Source organism: Nocardiopsis lambiniae, assembly GCF_031845465.1.
GTDB classification, from domain to species: Bacteria; Actinomycetota; Actinomycetes; order Streptosporangiales; family Streptosporangiaceae; genus Nocardiopsis; species Nocardiopsis lambiniae.
On record NZ_JAVREP010000001.1, the window covers coordinates 720,196 to 740,041 of the forward strand.

20 protein-coding genes are annotated in these 19,846 nt (G+C 70.7%); 8 read left to right on the top strand and 12 right to left on the bottom strand.

What is annotated here, in order from left to right; all coding sequences use genetic code 11:
• Positions 1-26: 26 nt before the first annotated feature.
• The 6 genes from era to RM479_RS03235 all read right to left on the bottom strand — a co-directional run bounded on the left by era (position 27) and on the right by RM479_RS03235 (position 5,036).
• Positions 27-995, bottom strand: a complete 969-nt coding sequence (gene era / locus RM479_RS03210; protein ID WP_274807653.1) for a GTPase Era — start codon at positions 993-995, stop codon at positions 27-29.
• A gap of 10 nt (positions 996-1,005) precedes the next feature.
• Positions 1,006-1,350, bottom strand: a complete 345-nt coding sequence (locus tag RM479_RS03215) for a cytidine deaminase (protein ID WP_311510191.1) — start codon at positions 1,348-1,350, stop codon at positions 1,006-1,008.
• Positions 1,347-2,738: a hemolysin family protein gene (locus RM479_RS03220; protein ID WP_311510192.1), complete on the bottom strand. Its 1,392-nt coding sequence runs from the start codon at positions 2,736-2,738 to the stop codon at positions 1,347-1,349. The genes RM479_RS03215 and RM479_RS03220 overlap by 4 nt, the downstream gene beginning before the upstream one ends.
• The gene (gene ybeY, locus RM479_RS03225) at positions 2,738-3,226 is read right to left on the bottom strand and encodes an rRNA maturation RNase YbeY (RefSeq protein ID WP_274807650.1); all 489 of its coding nucleotides are present in this window, start codon (positions 3,224-3,226) and stop codon (positions 2,738-2,740) included. Before ybeY ends, RM479_RS03220 begins: the two co-directional genes overlap by 1 nt.
• A 124-nt stretch (positions 3,227-3,350) precedes the next feature.
• Entirely contained in the window at positions 3,351-4,469 is a 1,119-nt protein-coding gene (locus RM479_RS03230) for a PhoH family protein (RefSeq protein ID WP_311510193.1), read from the bottom strand.
• Positions 4,470-4,682: 213 nt separating this feature from the next.
• Positions 4,683-5,036 carry a histidine triad nucleotide-binding protein gene (locus RM479_RS03235; protein ID WP_311510194.1) on the bottom strand — a complete coding sequence of 118 codons (354 nt, stop codon included), beginning with the start codon at positions 5,034-5,036 and terminating at the stop codon, positions 4,683-4,685.
• A gap of 281 nt (positions 5,037-5,317) precedes the next feature.
• On the opposite strand from RM479_RS03235, the gene RM479_RS03240 reads away from it, so the two are divergent.
• Together RM479_RS03240 and RM479_RS03245 are read left to right on the top strand one after the other, a co-directional pair.
• Positions 5,318-5,848 (top strand): SigE family RNA polymerase sigma factor, encoded by a 531-nt coding sequence (locus RM479_RS03240; protein WP_073376023.1) that lies wholly within the window; start codon positions 5,318-5,320, stop codon positions 5,846-5,848.
• Entirely contained in the window at positions 5,845-6,603 is a 759-nt protein-coding gene (locus RM479_RS03245; RefSeq protein ID WP_311510195.1) for a hypothetical protein, read from the top strand. Before RM479_RS03240 ends, RM479_RS03245 begins: the two co-directional genes overlap by 4 nt.
• Positions 6,604-6,683: 80 nt before the next feature.
• Here RM479_RS03245 and RM479_RS03250 read toward each other — a convergent pair whose 3' ends face one another.
• The 3 genes from RM479_RS03250 to hrcA are packed head-to-tail and all read right to left on the bottom strand — an operon-like array spanning position 6,684 to position 9,578.
• The gene (locus RM479_RS03250; protein ID WP_311510196.1) at positions 6,684-7,421 is read right to left on the bottom strand and encodes a 16S rRNA (uracil(1498)-N(3))-methyltransferase; all 738 of its coding nucleotides are present in this window, start codon (positions 7,419-7,421) and stop codon (positions 6,684-6,686) included.
• The gene (dnaJ, locus tag RM479_RS03255; protein WP_311510197.1) at positions 7,418-8,560 is read right to left on the bottom strand and encodes a molecular chaperone DnaJ; all 1,143 of its coding nucleotides are present in this window, start codon (positions 8,558-8,560) and stop codon (positions 7,418-7,420) included. The genes RM479_RS03250 and dnaJ overlap by 4 nt, the downstream gene beginning before the upstream one ends.
• A 4-nt stretch (positions 8,561-8,564) precedes the next feature.
• On the bottom strand, positions 8,565-9,578 hold the full coding sequence (hrcA, locus tag RM479_RS03260; protein WP_311510198.1) for a heat-inducible transcriptional repressor HrcA: 1,014 nt from the start codon (positions 9,576-9,578) through the stop codon (positions 8,565-8,567).
• Between the two features lie 122 nt (positions 9,579-9,700).
• On the opposite strand from hrcA, the gene RM479_RS03265 reads away from it, so the two are divergent.
• The gene (locus tag RM479_RS03265) at positions 9,701-10,537 is read left to right on the top strand and encodes a DUF3097 domain-containing protein (protein ID WP_311510199.1); all 837 of its coding nucleotides are present in this window, start codon (positions 9,701-9,703) and stop codon (positions 10,535-10,537) included.
• A gap of 97 nt (positions 10,538-10,634) precedes the next feature.
• Here the strand turns inward: RM479_RS03265 and RM479_RS03270 are convergent, their stop codons facing one another.
• A complete protein-coding gene (locus RM479_RS03270; RefSeq protein ID WP_311510200.1) occupies positions 10,635-11,309 on the bottom strand; it encodes a hypothetical protein in 675 nt (224 codons plus the stop codon).
• Between the two features lie 87 nt (positions 11,310-11,396).
• On the opposite strand from RM479_RS03270, the gene RM479_RS03275 reads away from it, so the two are divergent.
• Together RM479_RS03275 and RM479_RS03280 are read left to right on the top strand one after the other, a co-directional pair.
• Positions 11,397-11,726: a DUF4870 domain-containing protein gene (locus RM479_RS03275; protein WP_274807641.1), complete on the top strand. Its 330-nt coding sequence runs from the start codon at positions 11,397-11,399 to the stop codon at positions 11,724-11,726.
• A gap of 42 nt (positions 11,727-11,768) precedes the next feature.
• Entirely contained in the window at positions 11,769-12,545 is a 777-nt protein-coding gene (locus RM479_RS03280) for a DUF4870 domain-containing protein (RefSeq protein ID WP_311510201.1), read from the top strand.
• 61 nt (positions 12,546-12,606) lie between these two features.
• On the opposite strand, the gene hemW is transcribed toward RM479_RS03280, so the two are convergent.
• A complete protein-coding gene (hemW, locus tag RM479_RS03285; RefSeq protein ID WP_311510202.1) occupies positions 12,607-13,839 on the bottom strand; it encodes a radical SAM family heme chaperone HemW in 1,233 nt (410 codons plus the stop codon).
• A gap of 265 nt (positions 13,840-14,104) precedes the next feature.
• On the bottom strand, positions 14,105-15,163 hold the full coding sequence (locus tag RM479_RS03290) for a LacI family DNA-binding transcriptional regulator (RefSeq protein WP_311510203.1): 1,059 nt from the start codon (positions 15,161-15,163) through the stop codon (positions 14,105-14,107).
• A gap of 96 nt (positions 15,164-15,259) precedes the next feature.
• Between RM479_RS03290 and RM479_RS03295 the strand changes: the two genes are divergently transcribed.
• From RM479_RS03295 to RM479_RS03305, 3 genes are all read left to right on the top strand, one after another.
• A complete protein-coding gene (locus RM479_RS03295) occupies positions 15,260-16,861 on the top strand; it encodes a glycoside hydrolase family 13 protein (protein ID WP_311510204.1) in 1,602 nt (533 codons plus the stop codon).
• Positions 16,862-17,022: 161 nt separating this feature from the next.
• Positions 17,023-18,294 carry a sugar ABC transporter substrate-binding protein gene (locus RM479_RS03300; RefSeq protein ID WP_311510205.1) on the top strand — a complete coding sequence of 424 codons (1,272 nt, stop codon included), beginning with the start codon at positions 17,023-17,025 and terminating at the stop codon, positions 18,292-18,294.
• 306 nt (positions 18,295-18,600) lie between these two features.
• Positions 18,601-19,845: a sugar ABC transporter substrate-binding protein gene (locus RM479_RS03305; RefSeq protein ID WP_311510206.1), complete on the top strand. Its 1,245-nt coding sequence runs from the start codon at positions 18,601-18,603 to the stop codon at positions 19,843-19,845.
• The last annotated feature ends 1 nt before the right edge of the window (position 19,846 follow it).

Consider the following 19,846-nt stretch of genomic DNA (forward strand, 5'->3'; position numbering starts at 1 on the left):
CGGGGCCCGTCCGATGTCCCGGCGACCTACGTCTGCTGGTCGAAACCCAGCTTGCGCAGCTGCTTGGGGTCGCGCTGCCAGTCCTTGGCCACGCGCACCCGCAGGTCGAGGAAGACCCGCTGCCCGAGCAGTCCCTCGATCTGTTTCCGGGCCTGGGAGCCCACGTCGCGCAGACGCGCGCCCTTGGTCCCGATCACGATCGCCTTCTGGCTGGGACGCTCCACGTACAGCGACGCGTAGATGTCCACCAGTTCCTTGCCGGGCCGGGTGTTCTCCCGCTCCCCCATCTCGTCGACGACCACCGCGATCGAGTGCGGCAGCTCGTCGCGCACCCCTTCGAGGGCGGCCTCGCGGATGAGTTCGGCGACCAGCATCTCGTCCGGCTCGTCGGTGAGGTCGCCGTCGTGGTACAGCGGCGGCCCCTCGGGCAGGTGCGAGCACAGGACGTCGGTGACGGTCTCCAGCTGGTACGACGCGCGCGCCGACACCGGGACGATGTCGGCCCAGTCCCCCAGCTCGTTCACCGCCATCAGCTGCTCGCCCACCGCGCCCTTGTCCATCAGGTCGGTCTTGGTGACCAGCGCGACCACCGGGGTGTTCGTCTGGGCGGCCAGTTCCCTGGCGATATAGGTGTCACCGCGCCCGATCGGTTCGTTCGCGGGCAGGCAGAACGCGATGACGTCCACCTCGACCAGCGTCGATCGCACCAGGGAGTCGAGTCGTTCCCCCAGCAGGGTGCGGGGTTTGTGCAGTCCGGGCGTGTCGACGATGATCAACTGCGCGTCGGGCCGGTGCACGATCCCGCGCACGGTACGCCGCGTGGTCTGCGGCCGGTTGCTGGTGATCGCCACCTTCTGGCCGACCAGAGCGTTCATCAACGTCGATTTGCCCACGTTCGGGCGTCCGACGAAGCACGCGAAACCGCTGCGGAAACCCTCCGGGCGGGAGGGCATCGTCAGCGGTAGCCGCAACTTCTCCAGGTCGAGGTCGTTCATGAGTCCTTCTTCAACGGCGGGTGATGCTCGCCGGCACCCCGTCGGGGGCGGCGATCACCACCGTCCGGGTCTTGAGGTCGTCCAGCACGGCGCGGTCGTTGTCGGTGGGCTGCGCGGCCCCGGTGACGATCACCGCGGCCTCCAGGGCGGTGGCCTCACCGGAGACCGCCGCGGCCACCGCCGCCTGGAGCGCGCTCAGCCGGAGCGAGGGCAGGGAGACCGTGGTCGCCACATAGGTGCGTCCGGTCTCGTCGCGCACCGCGGCCCCCTCGGCCGCCGCGTTGCGGGCCCGGGAGGCCCGCGCGAGCGTGATGAGCTTGGCGTCCTCGGGGCCCAGGTTCGTGGTGTCCGTCACTGTTCCGTGCTCCTTGTGTTCTTGTTCCCGTCCCGCGCGTCCTCACCCTGATCCTCGGGAAGACGTTCCACCAGGACGGTGGTCATCCGGTTGCGACGGCTGCTCTTGCCCTCCAGGGTGAGTCGCAGCCCAGCGTATTCGGCCCGGGCGCCGCCGACCGGGACCCGCCCCAACACGAACGCGACCAGACCGCCGACGGTCTCGACGTCGTCGACGTCCAGGTCCTTGTCGGGGAACAGTTCGTCGAGTTCGCCCAGGGGGAGCCGGGCGGTCACCCGGACCCGGTCCTCGTCCAGCCACTCCACCGGGGGGATCTCGTGGTCGTACTCGTCGGTGATCTCACCGACGATCTCCTCGACGATGTCCTCCAGCGTGACCAGACCGGCGGTGCCGCCGTACTCGTCGATGGCGACCGCGACGTGATTGCGCTGCTTCTGCATCTCGCGCAGCAGTTCGTCGATGGGCTTGGTGTCGGGCACGTAGGTGGCCGGACGCATCACGTCGCCCGCGGTGAGCGGCACCTCGCCGTCGGGGTTGCCCGCGGCGGCGGCCCACCGGTCGCGCAATTGGTCCACCAGGTCCTTGAGGTAGACGATGCCGACCACGTCGTCCTCGTCCTCACCGGTGACGGGGATGCGCGAGTACCCGCTGGCCAGGGCCAGGGTGAGCACGGCGTCGGCGTCGGCCTCACGGGCGGTGAAGACGATGTCGGGGCGGGGCACCATGACCTCGCGCACCGAGGTGTCGTCGAGCTTGAACACCGAGTGGATCATCTGGCGTTCCTCGGGGTCGATGACATCGCCCTGTTCGGCCAGGTCCACCAGCTGGCGGAACTCCACCTCGGTGCTGAACGGGCCCTCCCGGTCGCCCTTGCCGCGCGGGGTGAGCACCCGGCCCGCCCCCACCAGCAGCTGTGCCAGCGGACCCAGCACGACCTGGATCGGGTAGACGATCGCGGCGGAGGCGCGGGCCAACTGTCCGGAGAACTGGCGGCCGAGGATGCGCGGGGTGACGGAGATGAGCACCGACTCCACCACGACCATGGCCACGGCCGTCAGGATCAGCGCGGGCCAGCCCAGGCCCAGCAGGAAGACCATGCCCACGGCGGCGGCGATGACGGCGCACACCTCGCACACCACGCGCAGGAACAGCAGCACGTTGAGGTGGCGGGTGGGGTCGGCGCTCACCTTCTCCCACCCCTTGCCGGTCCCCTTCTCGGCGTCGCCGCCGGGCAGACCCACGGAGATCACCCGGGTGACGGCGACCTCGGCGGCCACCAGGAACCCGGCCACGGCGGTCAACACCAGGGCGACCGCGAACGAGGTGATCCACTCGGCGGGTTCGCCGGTGGTCAGGGACACGACATCGGGCCACACCGACGGTCTCATCAGGAGCTCTCGCTTCCCTCGGCGGGCCGGGGGGCCTCGCTCTCACGCCAGGCGGCGAGGATCTCACCCTGGAGACCGAACATCTCCTTGTGCTCCTCGGGTTCGGCGTGGTCGTAGCCGAGCAGGTGGAGGATGCCGTGCGTGCACAGCAGGTCGATCTCCGCCTCGGTGCCGTGCCCGGCCTGTTCGCCCTGGCGTTCGGCCACCTGCGGACAGATGATCACGTCACCGAGGACGCCGGGCTCGCTGGTGCGGCCGGGGCCGCCGGGGCGCAGTTCGTCCATGGGGAAGGACAGCACGTCGGTGGGACCGGGTTCGTCCATCCAGCGCACGTGCAGGTCCGCCATGGGGCCTTCGTCGACCAGGACCACGGACAGCTCGGCCAGCGGGTGGACCCGCATGGCGTCCAGGACGAACCGGGCCAGACGCGAGAGCCGCTCCTCGTCCACGGTGGTGACGCCGGACTCGTTGGCGACGTCGATACTCATCGGTTGCGGATGCCTCACTTGATCGTTGCGGGCGGGCGCCACCGGGACGGGCGCGCCGCGGGCAACGGAAGAACGGTGGACCCGCCTCACGCGGGTCCACCGGCTCCGTTACCGTACTCGTCCCTTAGTCTGCCCGCTGTTGCGGGTGGGCGCTCCCCACCCCGTCGCCGTTCGGGATGTCGGCCCCCTCGATCCGGGGCGACAGGCCCTTCCCCCGACCGCCGCGACGCTCCTCGCGCCCGGGGTGCGGACCGTTCTCCCTGGCCGCGTCGTAACGACCGTAGGCGTCGACGATCTGCCCGACCAGCTTGTGCCGGACGACGTCCTCGCTGCTCAGCTTGCAGAAGGCGATGTCGTCGATATCACGCAGGATCGACTCGATGGTGCGCAGTCCGCTGGCCTGCCCGTCGGGCAGGTCCACCTGTGTGACGTCACCGGTGACCACGATCTTGGACCCGAACCCCAGCCGCGTCAGGAACATCTTCATCTGTTCCGGCGAGGTGTTCTGCGCCTCGTCCAGGATGATGAAGGAGTCGTTGAGGCTGCGGCCCCTCATGTACGCCAGGGGGGCGACCTCGATGGTGCCGGCCGCCATCAGCTTGGGGATGGAGTCCGGGTCGAGCATGTCGTGCAGGGCGTCGTAGAGCGGCCGCAGGTAGGGGTCGATCTTGTCGTAGAGGGTGCCGGGCAGAAAACCCAGCCGTTCGCCGGCCTCCACCGCGGGGCGGGTCAGGATGATGCGGTTGACCTGCTTGTCCTGGAGCGCCTTGACCGCCTTGGCCATCGCCAGGTAGGTCTTGCCGGTGCCCGCCGGGCCGATACCGAAGACGACGGTGTGCCGGTCGATGGTGTCGACGTACCGCTTCTGGTTGACCGTCTTGGGGCGGATGGTCTTGCCGCGGTTGGACAGGATGTTGGTGGTGAGCACGTCCGCCGGACGCTCGGTCCCCGGTGAGCGGAGCATGTGGACCATGCGCTCGATGGTGTCGGGGGTGACGTGGGTACCGCTCTTGGCGAGCTCGATGAGCTCCTCCACCAGCCGGACGACGAGGGCGGTCTCCTCGGGGGCACCGCTGATGGTGAACTCGTTGCCGCGGACGTGGATGTCGCTCTCGAAGGCCCGTTCCAGGGCCCTGAGGAGTCGGTCCCCCGAGCCCAGCAGGCTGATCATGGTGTGCTCGTCGGGCACCACGACCTTGACCTGGGTGTCCCGTCGCGGGTGCGTGTGCGTTGTCTCGGCCATGGTGTGGCCTTGCGGCCGCTGTCCCTGCCCTTCGGGGTCGGGCGCCCGTCCGATCCGACGGGCGGGGCGCCTCATGTGACGATCCGGACGTCGCTCTCCTGCGATGCCGGTGGGGCCTCGGCCGTAGGGATCCAGAGCCCCTACGACCCCGTGAAGCCCACGGTCACGAGTCTACCAAGGCGCCCCGCACCCCCTCGATCGGTTATTTCCGGCTCATCCGGGGGGCCAGTCGAGGCCGCGTCCGCCCAGAAGGTGTCCGTGCAGGTGGAAGACGGTCTGCCCGGCACCGCTGCCGGTGTTGAACACCAGTCGGTAGCCGCTCTCGGCGATGCCCTCGGCCTCGGCGACCGCCCGGGCCTCGCGGACCACCGCGTCCACCAGTCCGGAGTCCGCCTCGGCGGCGCTTCCGGCGTCGGGGTAGTGCTCACGCGGGATGACCAGGACGTGGGTGGGTGCCTGGGGGTTGATGTCGCGGAAGGCGATGGTCCGTTCCCCCTCACGGACGATCTCGGCGGGCACCTCTCCCCGCACGATCTTGCAGAACAGGCAATCGGCCTGTGTGGACATCGCAACCTCCGTCGTCGCGTCGGGTCGGCACCATGATGCCGCAGCCCGGGGGCGGTCCACCCTCGTCCTTTCCGCCCGGAAAAGCACTATTCACCATCGGGGCCTTCTTCGGCGCGATAGGCTTTTCCCCCGTGCGCCCCGGTCGGCCGATCACCGTCCACACCCGGTCGCTTCCGGGCGTATCCGGGTCCAACCGCTCCCCTACCTGGAAAAGAAGAGGTATGCCCTTTCGTAAACCCCGCGACAAGGGTGTGCGTCGAACTGATGTGACGACAGAAACCATGGTGGCAGGAGCCACCACGGCACCCCTCGCCGTGGAGTGGGACGCCGACCATGCCGTGACGGAGCTCTACAGGGAGCACTACCGTCCGCTCGTCCGTCTCGCCTCCCTTCTCGTCCGCGATCACGCGACCGCGGAAGAGGTCGTCCAGGACTCCTTCGTCGCCATGCACGGCGCCTGGCGACGTCTGCGCGACCCGAACAAGGCCCTCTCCTACCTCCGCCAGGCGGTGGTGAACAAGGCCCGTTCCGTGCTGCGTCACAGGGCGGTCGTGGAGAAGCACGCGCCCAAGGCACTACCCGACGCCCCCAGCGCCGAACACGGCGCGTTGAACCTGTTGGAGCGCGAGGCCGTCATCCGCGCCCTGCGCAAACTACCCACCCGTCAGCGAGAGGCGATCGTGCTCCGGTACTACGGCGACCTGTCCGAGGCACAGATCGCGGACGCCATGGGCATCAGCCGTGGTGCGGTCAAGAGCCACACCTCCCGCGGCATCTCCGCGCTCCGATCTGTTCTGGAGCAGACGACATGACGAGTCCCACAGATCCCACGAACGACGAGTTCGACAACAGACTCCGGCACGTGCTCAAGGCCGAGGCCGACGCGGTCACGACCTCTCCCGAGGCGTTGAACCTCATCCGGGAACGGACCGCCCGCAACCGCACCGGCGTCTGGTTCGGTCTCCCCTGGCTGCGTCCCGTGCTGGCCGTGGCCGGGACCGTGCTCATCGCGGCGTCCGTGGTCATGTCCACGCCCCAGGTCCGCGACCAGGTGCTGGACATGGTGCCCGCGGGCGCCGACCGGCAGGGCACCCCGCCCGAGGAGGACGCCGACGGCGGCGTGGCGGCCCCCGTGCCCTCCGTCGAGCCCGAGCAGGAGGCCGCACCCCCCGAACAGAAGCCGTCGCCCTCCCCGTCCGAGGAACCGAGCGGATCCGCGGAGGAAGGCGAGGACGACGGCCCCGAGGCGACCACCGCCTGCCCGTCCACGGGTGCCACCTCCACTCAGGGCTCCTCGTCCGACGACGAGAAAAAGAAGAAGGAGGAGGACGAGCAGGACGACTGCGAGCCCTCCAAGGAGCCCGCTCCCGACGGTGAGGAGCCGGACGGCTCCACCGGCGGGGGCACCGGTGACGGCTCGGGCGGCGGTGATTCCTCGGGAGGCGGCTCCACCGGCGGGGGCACCGGTGACGGCTCGGGCGGCGGTGATTCCTCGGGAGGCGGCTCCACCGGCGGCGACGGGAGCGGCACCGAACAGTCCACGTCCCAGTCCTCCGTCGGGGAGTGACACGAGGACGAGGACATAGAGGAGGGGCGCTCCGGGATTCCCGGGGCGCCCCTCCTTCTGATTCCCGTTCGCGCGAGCGGCTACCAGCGTCCGGTGCGCGTCTGGAGGACCGCCAGTGCGGCCACCCCCGCCGTGGAGGTGCGCAGCACGCTCGGGCCCAGGAGGGCGCGCACGGCCCCCGCCCGGTCGAAGGCGTCGAGTTCGGCGTCGGAGAACCCGCCCTCGGGCCCCACGACCAGGACGACGCCGGTTCCGTCCCCGGCGGGGACGGTCATCTCCGACAACCGCCGATCGGCGTCCTCGTGCAGGACGAGGCCCAGGTCGGCGGTGGCCAGCAGGTCGGCGACGGCCGTCCGGTCGGCGAGGTCGGTCACCTCGGGCAGCCGGGCCCGACGGGCCTGTTTACCGGCCTCCCGGGCGGTGGCCCGCCACTTGGCCAGGGACTTGGCCGTCCGGTCGCCCTTCCAGCGGGTGATGCTGCGTTCGGCCGTCCAGGGGACGATGACGTCGACACCGGCCTCGGTCATCATCTCCACGGCCGTTTCGCCCCGGTCCCCCTTGGCGAGCGCCTGGACCACGGTCAGTCGCGGACGCGGTGCGGGGTCGTCGACCCGTTCCAGGACCCGGCAGACGATGTGGTCCTTGGCGGTGTCGACGACCGTGCAGCGGGCGCGCAGCCCCAGGCCGTCGGCGAGGTCGACCGTCTCGCCGGCCCGGATACGGCGCACCACCGCGGCGTGGTGCCCCTCCGGGCCGGCGAGGGTGATCGTGTCGGCCGCCAGGTCGGCGGTGTCGACGAGGAAGACCGGCGGCGTCACTTGCCCGCGCCGAAGGCGTCGCGGAGCTTGGAGAACAGGCCTCCGTGGCCGGGGCTGAACCGGCCGGGGGCACGGTCCTCACCGCGCAGCTCGGCGAGCTTGCGCAGCAGGGCCTCCTGCTCCTCGTCCAGCTTGCCCGGCGTCTCCACGTCGACGCGGATGCGCAGGTCGCCCCGGCCGCCGCCGTCGAGGTGGGTGACGCCCTTGTCGGACAGGGTGATGACGTGGCCCGAGTTGGTGCCCGGACGCAGGTCGATGTTCTCGGTGCCGTCGAGGGTCTCGAAGGCGAAGGAGGCACCCAGCGCGGCCGCCGTCATGGGAACGGTGACCGTGCACTGGAGGTCGTCGCCGCGCCGCTCGAAGGTGGGGTGCGGTCGCTGGACGATCTCCAGGATGATGTCGCCGCGCGGGCCGCCGTTGGGGCCGACCTCGCCCTCACCGGCGAGCTGGATACGGGTGCCGTCGTCGACGCCGGCGGGGATCTTGACCGCGCGGGTGACCTTCTCCCGCACCCGGCCCTCTCCCGCGCAGTCGGGGCAGGGCTCGGGGATGACCGAGCCCTGGCCGGCGCACTGCGGGCAGGGGCGGGAGGTCATGACCTGACCGAGGAAGGAGCGGGTGACCTGGGAGACCTCACCCTGGCCGTGGCACATGTCACAGGTGGTGCGATGGGTGCCGGCGGCGGTCCCCTCGCCCTGACAGGTGGCGCACAGGATGGCGGTGGGGAAGGTGATCTCCTTGGTCACGCCGAACGCCGTCTCGGCGAGGTCGAGTTCGACGCGGATCTTGATGCTGCGTCCGCGCCGGACCCGGTCGCGCGGACCGCGCCCACCGGGCTGCCCGCCGCCGAAGAAGGCGTTCATGATGTCGTCGAAGGGGAATCCCGCGGCGCCGCCGAAGCCGCCCGCGCCACCCCCGCCCGGGGCGAAGGGATCCTGACCCATGTCGAACATCCGACGCTTGTTCTCGTCGGAGAGGACCTCGTAGGCCTGGGTCACCTCCTTGAAGCGCTCCTGGGTGGCGGGATCCGGATTGATGTCCGGGTGCAGCTCGCGTGCGAGCCTGCGGTACGCCTTCTTGATCTCGTCCTTGGAAGCGTCGCGACGCACACCGAGGACCTGGTAATAGTCTCTGGCCACTGGGTTACTGTCCTGCCAAAATCTGTCCGACATACCGAGCCACGGCGCGTACCGCTCCCATCGTCCCGGGGTAGTCCATCCGGGTGGGTCCCACGACACCGATCTTGGCGAGCGACTGGTTTCCCACACCGTAGTCGGCCGACACGATGGAGGTGGACCTCAGCCCCTCGTGGAAGTTCTCCGCGCCGATGCGCACCGTGAGCATGGACGGGTCCTTCGCCTCACCCAACAAACGGATGAGGACCATGTTCTCTTCCAATGCCTCCAGGACGTCCCTCAGGCTGGCGGCGAAATCGACCGCCGCGAGGTTGGCGGTGCCCGCGAGGACGATCTTCTCCTCGCGGCGTTCGACCAGACTCTCCAGCAAGACCGACAGGACGGATATCGCCATGGCGCGGTTCTCCTCGGGGACCTGGCGCGGCAGGTCCTCGACCGCTCCGGGGACCGCCGCGAGGTGCAGTCCGGCGATGGCGCGATTGAGCATGCCGCGCAGGTCGGAGACCGCGTCGGCGTCGACCTCCCCCAGCCCGTCGATGACGCGCTGCTCGACCCGTCCGGTGTCGGTGATGACCACCATCATGAGCCGTTGCCCACCGAGGGGGACCAGTTCGACGTGCTGGACGGACGAACGGGTGAGGGAAGGGTACTGGACGATCGCCACCTGCCGGGTGAGCTGCGCGAGCAGCCTGACCGTGCGGGCGACGATCTCGTCGAGGTCCACGGCGCCGGTGAGGAACGACTCGATCGCACGGCGCTCGGCGCCCGAGAGCGGCTTGACCGAGGAGAGCCGGTCGACGAAGAGCCGGTATCCCTTGTCCGTGGGCACGCGTCCGGCGCTGGTGTGGGGCTGGGTGATGTACCCGTCCTCTTCCAGTGCCACCATGTCGTTGCGGATGGTGGCCGGGGAGACGCCGAGCCGATGACGATCGGCCAGGGCCTTGGACCCGACGGGTTCGTTGGTGTTGACGAAGTCCTCGACGACGGCACGCAGGACCGCGAGCTTGCGCTCATCCAGCACTCGTCACCTCCTGGCACTCCATGGTCCTCAGTGCTAATTCTATGCCCGGGCGCAAACCCCGACGGAGAGGCACGTCCTCCCTTCCCCACCGACGCGGCGCACCGTCTGTAGACTGCACGACCGTGGCTACCAAGGGAACCGGCCGGTACGGCCGCGATGTGCTCGCCGAGGGGCGGCGACGTCCGAAGAACACGGTGCGCGAGGTCCCGCTGAGCAGGGACCTGGTGGTGGAGGACGTCGGTGAGGCGTTCTGCGGTGCCGTGGTCGACTGGGACAAGGCGACCGTGACCCTGGAGGATCGGCACGGACGGCGTCGGGTCTTCGACCTGGCCCCGGCCGCGTTCCTGGTGGACGGTGGACCGGTGACCCTGGTGCGGCCGGCCGCCGCCCCGAGGGGACCGTTGCGCAGCGCCTCCGGTTCGGTCGCCGTGACGGACCTGCGGGCGCGCACGGCGCGGGAGAGCCGTATCTACGTCGAGGGCGCCCACGACGCCGAACTCGTCGAGAAGGTGTGGGGACACGACCTGCGCGTGGAGGGCGTGGCCGTCGAGTTCCTGGAGGGGGTCGACGACCTGCCCGCGATCGTGGCGGAGTTCACGCCCGGCCCGGGACGCCGGCTCGGGATCCTGGTCGACCATCTGGTCCCCGGGTCGAAGGAGTCGCGGATCGCGGAACGGGTACGGGGGGAACACGTCCTGGTGGCCGGACACCCCTACGTCGACGTGTGGCAGGCGGTGCGGCCCTCGGTGTTGGGCTTCTCCACCTGGCCGGACGTGCCCAAGGGGGTCCCCTGGAAGGAGGGGGTGCTGGCGGCCTTGGGTTGGCGGATGGAGACGGGCGAGGCGTGGCGCCGGATCCTGGGCTCGGTCCGTACCTATGCTGATCTGGAACCGGCCCTGCTCGGTCGGGTGGAGGAGCTGATCGACTTCGTCACCGGCCCGCACCCGGGCGGGCCCTGAGCCGCTGCGCCTAGGATTCGAACCGGATGTCGGATGCGAGGTCCGATCCACCTCCGGTCGTCGGTACAGCCCGGTGGACACGAGATAGCGCCCCCCATCAGCGGAGCCGAGGAAGAGCATGAGCGAGACCCCGACGAACCCCCCGTCCCCGGAGGACCCGGACCAAGGGCGGCGGCCCTCCGGTGAGCAGCAGGGCTACGAACAGTACGAACAGCAGGGTGAACAGCCCCAGGCCCCCTCCCCCTACGCCCCGGAGTACGGTCCGGCGCAGCCGTCCGGCGGACAGCCGGCGTACGGCGCGCCCTCGGGCGCCCAGCAGGGCCACGAACAGCAGAGCGGACAGCCCTCGGGGCCCCACCCCGGTCATGGGCTGCCGCAGCAGCAGGGCTACGAGCAGGGACGGCCGCAGGCCTACGGACAGCCCTCCGGCGGTCAGCCCGCGTACGAACACCCGGGGCGCGATCAGGCGCAGCAGCAGGCCTATGGACAGCAGCCCGACCCCGGGCGGCAGGAGTACGGACAGCCGGGGTACGGACGACCGCAGCAGCACCCCACCGGCGGCCGGCCCGCGTACGGACAGCCGGAGTACGGACAGGCCCAGCCTCAGCCCGGGTTCGCTCCGCCCGGCGGCTCCGAGCAGCAGGCGTACGGCGGACAGCCCTACGGGCAACCGCAGCCGCCCCAACCCCAGCCCCAGTACGGCGGACAACCGCAGTACGGGCAGCCCCACCCCCCGCAGGCGCAGCCCGCCTACGGACAGCCTCAGCCGCATCCGCAGTACGGGCAGCCGCAGCCCGGCGTTCCCGGAGCACCCGGTGTGACCGCCCAGGGCGGGTCCGACAACGACACCCTGGTGGCGATGCTCGCCCACCTGTCCGGATTCGTCATCGCCTGCCTGGGCTGGATCCCGCCGCTGGCGATCTACTTCGCCAAGCGGAACGGCTCCCCGTACGTGCGCCATCACGCCGCCGAGGCGGCGAACTTCCAGATCACCCTGCTGATCCCGTACGTCTTCGCCTGGGTGGTCTTCATCGGTCTGGGTATCTTCTTCCCGAACCTGTCCTGGATCGGCTCGCTTCTCATCGCACTGATATGGATCGTTTCGATCGTGTTCGGCGTCCTAGGAGCGAACGGGGCCAACAAGGGAACGTGGTACCGCTACCCGGTCAGCATCCGTCTGCTCAAGTGATCGCCCGTACACACGAGCGCACTCGTCCTTAAGGAATCCGATATGTCCCATCCCAACACTCCCCCACCCGAGGACCCGTACGGCCAGAACCCCTACCAGGGCGGCCAGGACCCGTACGGTCAGAATCCTCAGCATGGTGGGCAGGACCCCTACGGCCAGAACCCCCAGCAGGGCGGACAGGACCCCTACGGCCAGAACCCCCAGCAGGGGGGACAGGGATACCCGAGCGGCGGCTACCCGTCGCCCTCCGGCGGCCAGCCCGGCTACCAGGGTCCCTCCGGCGGCCAGCCCGGCTACCAGGGCCCGTCCGGTGGCCAGCCCGGTTATCCGCCGCAGGGCGGCTACCAGGAGCAGACCGGCGGCTACCAGGCCCCCGGCCACCAGCCGGGTTACGGCGCGACGCCGCACGGCGGTCACGGCGGACCCTCGTCGGCGACGACCGGCCAGCCCAACCCGGATGAGAAGCAGATGGGCATGTTCGCCCACCTGGGCGGCATGCTCGGCTTCCTCCTGACCTGCGGTTACCTGGGCGTCGTCGCCCCCCTGATCATCTTCCTGATCAAGAAGGACGAGTCCCCCTACGTGCGGGACCAGTCCGCGCAGGCGCTCAACTTCCAGATCATCCTGCTGATCGGGATCGTGGCCGCCAGCTTCTTCTCGTTCTTCCTCGGCATCTTCCTGCCCTTCATCGTCTTCATCGCCTGGCTCCTGTGGTTCGCCCTGTGGGTGGGCGGACTCGTGTTCGGGATCCTCGGCACCGTGGCGGCGAACAAGGGCGAGTGGTACCGCTACCCGTTCAACGTGTCCTGGATCAAGTAGGTCCCTGAAGTGGAGAGGGGGCCCGATCGGCGATCGGGCCCCCTCGTCGTGCGCGGAACGCTCAGGTGAGATCGCGGACGACGGCGTCGGCCAGCAGCCGTCCCCGGCGGGTGAGCACGGCGCGACCGGCCCGGTGCGCGTCGGCGTCCAGGAGCCCCTCGGCGACGGCGCGGGCGGCGGCCGTCCGCCCCTCGGGTTCGAGCAGGTCGAGCGGACAGCCCTGTTCGACCCGCAGTTCGAGGAGGATGCGCTCGAAGCGGCGCTCGTCCTCGGTGAGCACCTCGCGGGCGTGGGCGGGGCTGGCGCCCTCCGCGAGCCGGGCGGCGTAGGCGGCCGGGTGCTTGACGTTCCACCAGCGGGTTCCGCCGATGTGACCGTGGGCGCCGGGACCGACACCCCACCAGTGGGCTCCGGTCCAGTAGAGCATGTTGTGCCGGCTGCGCCCCTCGACGGTGCGCGCCCAGTTGGACACCTCGTAGGGGGTGAACCCGGCGGCGGCCAGGATCGTGTCGGCCATCAGGTAGCGGTCGGCCATCGTGTCGTCGTCGGGTTCGGCGAGTTCGCCGCGCCGGACCCGGGCGGCCAGGCGGGTGCCCTCCTCGACGATGAGCGAATAGGCGGAGACGTGGTCCGGGCCCGCCGCCACGGCGGCCTCCAGGGAGGCACGCCAGTCGTCGTCGCCCTCGCCGGGCGTGCCGTAGATGAGGTCGAGGTTGACGTGCTCGAACCCGGCCTCCCGGGCCCAGGTGACGCACTGTTCGGGACGGCCGGGGGTGTGCCCGCGCTCCAGGACGCGCAGCACGTGCGCGCGGGCGCTCTGCATACCGAAGGACACCCGGGTGAAGCCGGCCTCGCGCAGGCGGGCCAGGTACCCGGGGGTGACGGTCTCGGGGTTGGCCTCGGTGGTGACCTCCGCGCCGGGTTCGAGGCCGAACCGGTCGGCGATGGCCGCGAGGACGCGGCCCAGGTCCTCGGCGGGCAGCAGGGTGGGGGTGCCGCCGCCGACGAACACCGTGCTCACGGCGGGGCGCGCACCCTCCAGAACCCGGTCGGCGAGGGCGATCTCGGCGATGGCCTGGTCGGCGTAGGTGTCGCGGGAGGCGACGGCGGTGCCGTCGCGGGAGACCAGTTCCTCGGCGGTGTAGGTGTTGAAGTCGCAGTAACCGCAGCGGGTGACGCAGAAGGGCACGTGGACGTAGAACCCCAGCGGCCGGTCGCCGAGTTCGGCGAGTGAGGCCTCCGGCAGGGCGCCGGTGCGCGGTACGGGTTCGCCGTCGAGGGCAACGGAAGGCATGTACCCAGTGTCACCGACCCGCCGGTGTGCCCGATCCGCCCCGGTCGGGCGGGAGAGGTCGTCCACGGGCGCGGCCGTGGGACCCCGGCGGGGGCTCCGAAGAGGGTGTCCGCCGAAGGTCCCGGATCGTCGGGAGCCGCGCCGACCTCGCGGAGCGGCCCCTCCCCGTCCGGGGAGGGGCCTTTGCCGGCCGCACGGTCCGCGGAACGGGTCGGGGTCCGGGGGAGCGGGTCCGAAGGGCGGACCGGGGGTTCCGAAGGACGGGTCAGAGGGCGGAGCCCTGGACGGAGGCACCGTCGAGGGGGACGCGGGCCGCTCCGGCGCCGGGGGCGATGCCGGTGGAGCCGCGCACGACCAGCTCCGGGCCGAACATGTACTCGGTGTGCGAGACCGGGTGTCCGGCGATCTCGTCGCACAGGGCGCGGGCGGCGGCCAACGCCATGGCGTTGATCGGCTGGCGCACGGTGGTCAGCGGGGGGTCGGTGAACGCGATGAGCTGGGAGTCGTCGTAGCCCACCACCGAGAAGTCCCGGGGGACGCTCAGTCCGCGCTGGCGGGCGGCGCGGATCGCGCCCAGCGCCATCATGTCCGATCCGCAGACCATCGCGGTGACGCCGCGTTCGATGAGCCGACCGGCGGCGGCGTGTCCGCCCTCGACGCCGAACAGGGACAGTTCGACGAGGTCGGAGCCGTTCAGACCGTGCTGGCGCAGCGCCTGGTGGTAGCCCTCCAGCTTGCGGCGCACGGGGACGTAGCGTTCGGGGCCGCTGGTGAAGCCGATCCGGGTGTGGCCGAGGGCGACGAGGTGGTCGACGGCCAGTCGACCGGCCTCGCTGTCGTCACAGGAGATGAACGCGGCCGGGATCTCCTCGGCGAACCCGTTGACCAGCACGATGGGGAGCCGACGGGAGACCAGGGCCCGGTAGCGGTCGTGGGAGGACGTCGTGTCGGCGTGCTTGCCCGACACGAACAGGATGCCCGAGACGTTGCGCTCCAGGAGCAGTTCGACGTACTCGTCCTCGGTTATCCCGCCGGGGGTCTGCGTGCACAGCACCGGCGTGTAGCCGCGCTGGGCCAGGGCCCCCTCGGCGGCCTGGGCGAACATCGGGAAGACCGGGTTGTCCAGTTCGGGGATGACCATGCCCACCAGGCCGGCGGAGCGTTGTCTCAGCCGAGCGGGGCGTTCGTAACCGAGGACGTCCAGCGCGGTCAGGACGGCTTTACGGGTTTCGCTGCCAACGCCGGGTTTGTCGTTGAGCACCCGTGAGACCGTCGCCTCGCTGACACCTGCGTGCCGCGCGATGTCGGCAAGTCGTGGACCCATGGTGGCAACTCTAGTCGAGATCGCCGTCACATGGTTGAAAGTTGGCGGTAACCTTGCGCAAGAACTTGCAGCCACCGACCGGGAAGGACCCCCACGATGACCCATGAGTCGCACTGGTGGCGCGACGCGGCCATCTACCAGATCTACGTCCGCAGTTTCGCCGACTCCAACGGGGACGGCGAGGGCGACCTCAACGGGATCCGCGAGCGTCTACCCCACCTGGCCGAGCTGGGCGTGGACGCGATCTGGTTGACCCCGTTCTACGTCTCCCCGCTCGCCGACGGCGGCTACGACGTCGCCGACTACCGCGACGTCGATCCGCGTTTCGGCTCCCTGGAGGACTTCGACGCGCTCCTGGCCACCGCGCACGGGCTGGGCGTCCGCGTCATCATCGACGTGGTCCCCAACCACACCTCCTCCGCCCACCGGTGGTTCCGTGAGGCCGTGGCGGCCGAGCCCGGCGATCCCGCCCGCTCCCGCTACATCTTCCGGGACGGCAAGGGCCCCGACGGGGAGGAACCGCCCAACAACTGGAAGTCGATCTTCGGCGGTGCCGCGTGGACGCGGCTCAAGCGTCCGGACGGCACCCCCGAGCAGTGGTACCTGCACCTGTTCGACGCCGAGCAGCCCGACCTGGACTGGACGGACCAGGAGGTGCACGACGAGTTCGACGACGTCCTGCGGTTCTGGTTGGACCGGGGTGTGGACGGGTTCCGCATCGACGTCGCCCACGGCATGGTCAAGGACCCGGCGCTGCCCGACATCGCCGAGGGCGCCAAGGCCGACCTGCTCGACGGCAGCACCACGCTGCCCTACTTCGACCAGGAGGGCGTGCACGACATCTACCGGCGCTGGTCGACGATCGCCGCGTCCTACCCGGGCGAGCGCACGCTGGTCGCCGAGGCCTGGGTGGAGCAGGCCGAGCGGATCGCCCGCTACCTGCGCCCCGACGAGCTGCACCAGGCGTTCAACTTCGAGTACCTGACCGCCCCGTGGGACGCCGTGCGGCTGCGCACGGTGATCGACGGTTCCCTGGCCGCCAACGGCGCCGTGGGGGCGACCACCACGTGGGTGCTGTCCAACCACGATGTGACCCGCCACGTCACACGGTTCGGCGGCGGGGAGCAGGGTCTGCGCCGGGCCCGGGCGGCCACCCTGCTGATGCTGGCGCTGCCCGGTTCGGTCTACCTGTACCAGGGTGAGGAGCTGGGGCTTCCCGAGGTCACCGATCTGCCGGAGGAGTCGCTCCAGGACCCGACGTGGGAGCGCTCCGGGCGCACCGAGCGCGGTCGCGACGGCTGCCGGGTGCCGCTGCCGTGGGAGGAGGGGACCGCGCCGTTCGGGTTCGGCCCCGAGGGTTCCACGCCGTGGCTTCCCATGCCCGAGGGGTGGGGCGCGCTGGCGCGCACCGCACAGCGGGGCGTGGCGGGTTCCACGCTGGAGCTGTACACCCGCGCCCTGGGGCTGCGCCGTGAGCTGGAGGCGCTCGGCGACGGCTCGATGACCTGGCTGGAATCGCCGGAGAACGTGCTGTTCTTCGAGCGCGAGCCGGGTGTGCGGGTGGCGGTCAACCTCGGTGGGGAGCCGGTGGAGCTGGCGACCGGCGGTGAGGTGCTGCTGGCCAGTGGCCCCGTGGACGCCCCGGCCGAGGGTTCGCTGACGCTGCCCGCCGAGAGCGCGGTGTGGCTGCGCGTGTGACGGAGGCGGCGGCACGCCGCGCGGCCCCGGCGCACCGCCGGGGCCGCCCCGTCCTCTCCTCCCCTTCCCTTTCCCCCTTCCGGCCGGGCGTTCCGCACGCCCGGCCGTCCCGTATCGGAACCCTTCCCCCACCCTTCAGCCCCGGTTCCCAGGAGGTCGGTGTGAACCCCACACCCGTACGCCCCTCTTCCCGTCCCCGCGCGGCCCTGGTCGGCGCCGTCGCCTGTACCTCGCTGCTGCTGACCTCGGCCTGCGCCTCCGATGACGACGCGGCCACCGCCCCGACGAGCGGCGGTCACCTGATCGTGTGGGCCGACGACGAACGCGCCCTCGCCCTGATGACCTTCGCCGAGTCCTACTCGCGCACCACGGGTGCCCAGGTGGAGATCGTCGTGGTCGAGAACGAGGAACTGCGCTCGGCCTTCCTCGACTCCCACGCCGGCGGCCTGGGGCCCGACATCCTGGTGGGCCCGCACGACTGGACCGGTGAGCTGGTCGCGGCCGGGGCGATCGCCCCCGTGGACCTGGACCCGGGGGCCGACGCCGACCTGTTCACGGGAGGGGCGCTGGACGCGCTGACCGTGGACGGTCGGGTGTACGGGATCCCCTACGCCACCGAGAACCTGGCGTTGCTCCGCAACACCGATCTGGCCCCGGACGAGCCGGCGACCTTCGAGGAACTCGTCGCGACGGGCGAGGCGCTGGTGGGCTCGCAGGGGGTGGAACGACCGCTGGGCCTCCAGGTGGGCGAGGACGGCGACGCCTACCACCTGCACCCGCTGTTCACCTCGGCGGGCGGTGAGCTGTTCGGTTCGAACACCCACGGGGAACCCGATCCCACCGACCTCCGGGTGGACGACCCGGAGTCGATCGCCGCGTTCGAGCGCCTGGGGGAACTGGGCGAGGGCGGCACGGGGGCGCTGACCCGGGAGGTCGACTCGGGGAACGCGGGTCAGCTGTTCCAGGAGGGACGGACTCCGTTCCTGGTGAGCGGCCCGTGGAGCGTCGCGGCGCTCCGAGAGGCCGGTGTGCCCTACGCGGTGAGCCCGATCCCCCCGTTCGAGGACGGGGGCCCGGCCCGGCCGCTGATCGGTGTGCAGGCGTTCTTCCTCTCCTCGGGGGCCGCCGAACCCGAACTGGCGGCGCGGCTGGCGACCGACTTCACCGCCAATCCGGAGTTCTCGGTGATCCTCTACGAGGCCGACCCCCGCGTCCCGGCGCTGATGACGGCGCTGGACGTGGTCGCCGAGCAGGATCCGGACCTGGAGGAGTTCCAGCGCGCGGGCGAACTCGGGACGCCGATGCCGGCGATCCCGGAGATGGAGGCGGTGTGGACGCCGTTGAGCGAGGCCGGCGCCGCCGTGATCGGCGGAGCCGACGCGGAGGAGCAGGCGCGACTGGCGGCCGATCGCATCCGGTCCGGGTTCGAGTGACCCGCCTGCGGTGAGACCCCGCCGATTGCGCCGGGTTCTTGCAGGTCAACGGGTAATGGTGTGACCAAATGGTGCACCATCACAGATATCATCAACGCACCGTGACGCTTCGGCGACACAGCGAGCCCGATCACACGATCGTTTCCATGGCGTTTCCACATCTTTATCCCGGAGGCCTGCAAACTCTTTCAATGATTGCAAGTTATTGCTAACGTCACATCACCACGCATGCCGAGGGCACGCCCCGGATCGTCCGGCGGACCGCATGCGCGGCCCCTCAGTTCGGCCTCTCGGAAGGAAGACACCATGAGATTCCGCAGCGCACCTGCGGTCGCGGGGATCGCCGCGATCGCACTGATGGCGACCGCGTGCGGAGGCGGCGGCGGCGAGGACACCGAGAGCGGCGCCGAGACCACCCTGGTCATCTGGTCCGACCCCGAGCGGGCCGCCGCCATCGAGACCGCCGCGCAGGAGTTCGCGGAGGCCAACGGCGTCGAGGTCGACGTACAGGAACTGGCCTTCGGCGACATCCAGGGCGACCTGCTCAACGCCCACCAGGCCGGCAACGCCCCCGACATCTTCATCGGCGCCCACGACTGGACCGGCAACCTGGTCCGCAACGGCGCCGTGCAGCCCGTCGAGCTCCCCCAGGACCGCGCCGCCGCGCTGGACGAGACCTCCGTGCAGGCCCTCACCTACGACAGCCAGCTCTTCGGTGTGCCGTACTCGCAGGAGAACATCTTCCTGATGCGCAACACCGAACTGGCTCCGGACGCCCCGGAGACCTTCGAGGAGCTCGTCGAGGTCGGCACCGCCCTGAAGGAGGACGGCGAGACCAGCGAGGTGCTGTCCATGGCGGTCGGCCAGGAGGGCGACCCCTACCGGATGAACGCCCTGTTCGCCTCCGCCGGGGGTTACCTCTTCGGCCAGGACGCCGACGGCAACTGGGACCCGGACGACCTGGGCCTGAACACCGACGAGTCCATCGCCGCCATGGAGAAGGTCGCCGAGTACGGCGAAGAGGGCGAAGGCGTGCTGCGCCGCTCCATCGACACCCAGAACGACGCCGCGCTGTTCTTCGACGGTGAGGCCCCGTTCTTCATCGCCGGCCCGTGGAACATCGGTGACGCCGACGCGTCCGACATCGACTACGCCATCAGCCCGATCCCGGGCTTCGAGGGTGAGGGTCCGGCCAGCCCCTACATCGGCTACCAGGCCTTCTTCGTGACCGAGGGCAGCGCCAACAGCGCCCTGGCCCAGGAGTTCCTCGCCAACCACGTCACCGACGCCGACTTCATCCTGAGCCTGTACGAGGCCGACCCGCGCACCCCGGTCCAGCTGGAGGCGCTGGAGGAGGTCTCCGCCGACGACGCCAACATCGCCGCGATCGCCGAGGCCGGCGCCGAGGGCACCCCCATGCCGTCCATCCCCGAGATGGGCGAGACCTGGGAGCCGCTGGGCAAGGCCGAGGCCGCGATCATCGGTGGGGCCGACGTCCGCGAGACCATGGAGAGCGCTCACGACACGATCGCCGAGAAGATCGGCGGGTAGG

What these genes read in the sequence shown, in the direction of transcription:
- RM479_RS03295 (WP_311510204.1), top strand. Translation starts at nt 15,260, where the DNA reads ATGACCCATGAGTCGCACTGGTGGCGCGACGCGGCCATCTACCAGATC.
- RM479_RS03280 (WP_311510201.1), top strand. Translation starts at nt 11,769, where the DNA reads ATGTCCCATCCCAACACTCCCCCACCCGAGGACCCGTACGGCCAGAAC.
- RM479_RS03245 (WP_311510195.1), top strand. Translation starts at nt 5,845, where the DNA reads ATGACGAGTCCCACAGATCCCACGAACGACGAGTTCGACAACAGACTC.
- ybeY (WP_274807650.1), bottom strand. Translation starts at nt 3,226, where the DNA reads ATGAGTATCGACGTCGCCAACGAGTCCGGCGTCACCACCGTGGACGAG.
- RM479_RS03270 (WP_311510200.1), bottom strand. Translation starts at nt 11,309, where the DNA reads ATGCGGCTGAGGCTGTCCGTAGGCGGGCTGCGCCTGCGGGGGGTGGGG.
- RM479_RS03305 (WP_311510206.1), top strand. Translation starts at nt 18,601, where the DNA reads ATGAGATTCCGCAGCGCACCTGCGGTCGCGGGGATCGCCGCGATCGCA.
- RM479_RS03220 (WP_311510192.1), bottom strand. Translation starts at nt 2,738, where the DNA reads ATGAGACCGTCGGTGTGGCCCGATGTCGTGTCCCTGACCACCGGCGAA.
- era (WP_274807653.1), bottom strand. Translation starts at nt 995, where the DNA reads ATGAACGACCTCGACCTGGAGAAGTTGCGGCTACCGCTGACGATGCCC.
- RM479_RS03235 (WP_311510194.1), bottom strand. Translation starts at nt 5,036, where the DNA reads ATGTCCACACAGGCCGATTGCCTGTTCTGCAAGATCGTGCGGGGAGAG.
- RM479_RS03275 (WP_274807641.1), top strand. Translation starts at nt 11,397, where the DNA reads ATGCTCGCCCACCTGTCCGGATTCGTCATCGCCTGCCTGGGCTGGATC.
- RM479_RS03240 (WP_073376023.1), top strand. Translation starts at nt 5,318, where the DNA reads ATGGTGGCAGGAGCCACCACGGCACCCCTCGCCGTGGAGTGGGACGCC.
- hemW (WP_311510202.1), bottom strand. Translation starts at nt 13,839, where the DNA reads ATGCCTTCCGTTGCCCTCGACGGCGAACCCGTACCGCGCACCGGCGCC.
- RM479_RS03290 (WP_311510203.1), bottom strand. Translation starts at nt 15,163, where the DNA reads ATGGGTCCACGACTTGCCGACATCGCGCGGCACGCAGGTGTCAGCGAG.
- RM479_RS03230 (WP_311510193.1), bottom strand. Translation starts at nt 4,469, where the DNA reads ATGGCCGAGACAACGCACACGCACCCGCGACGGGACACCCAGGTCAAG.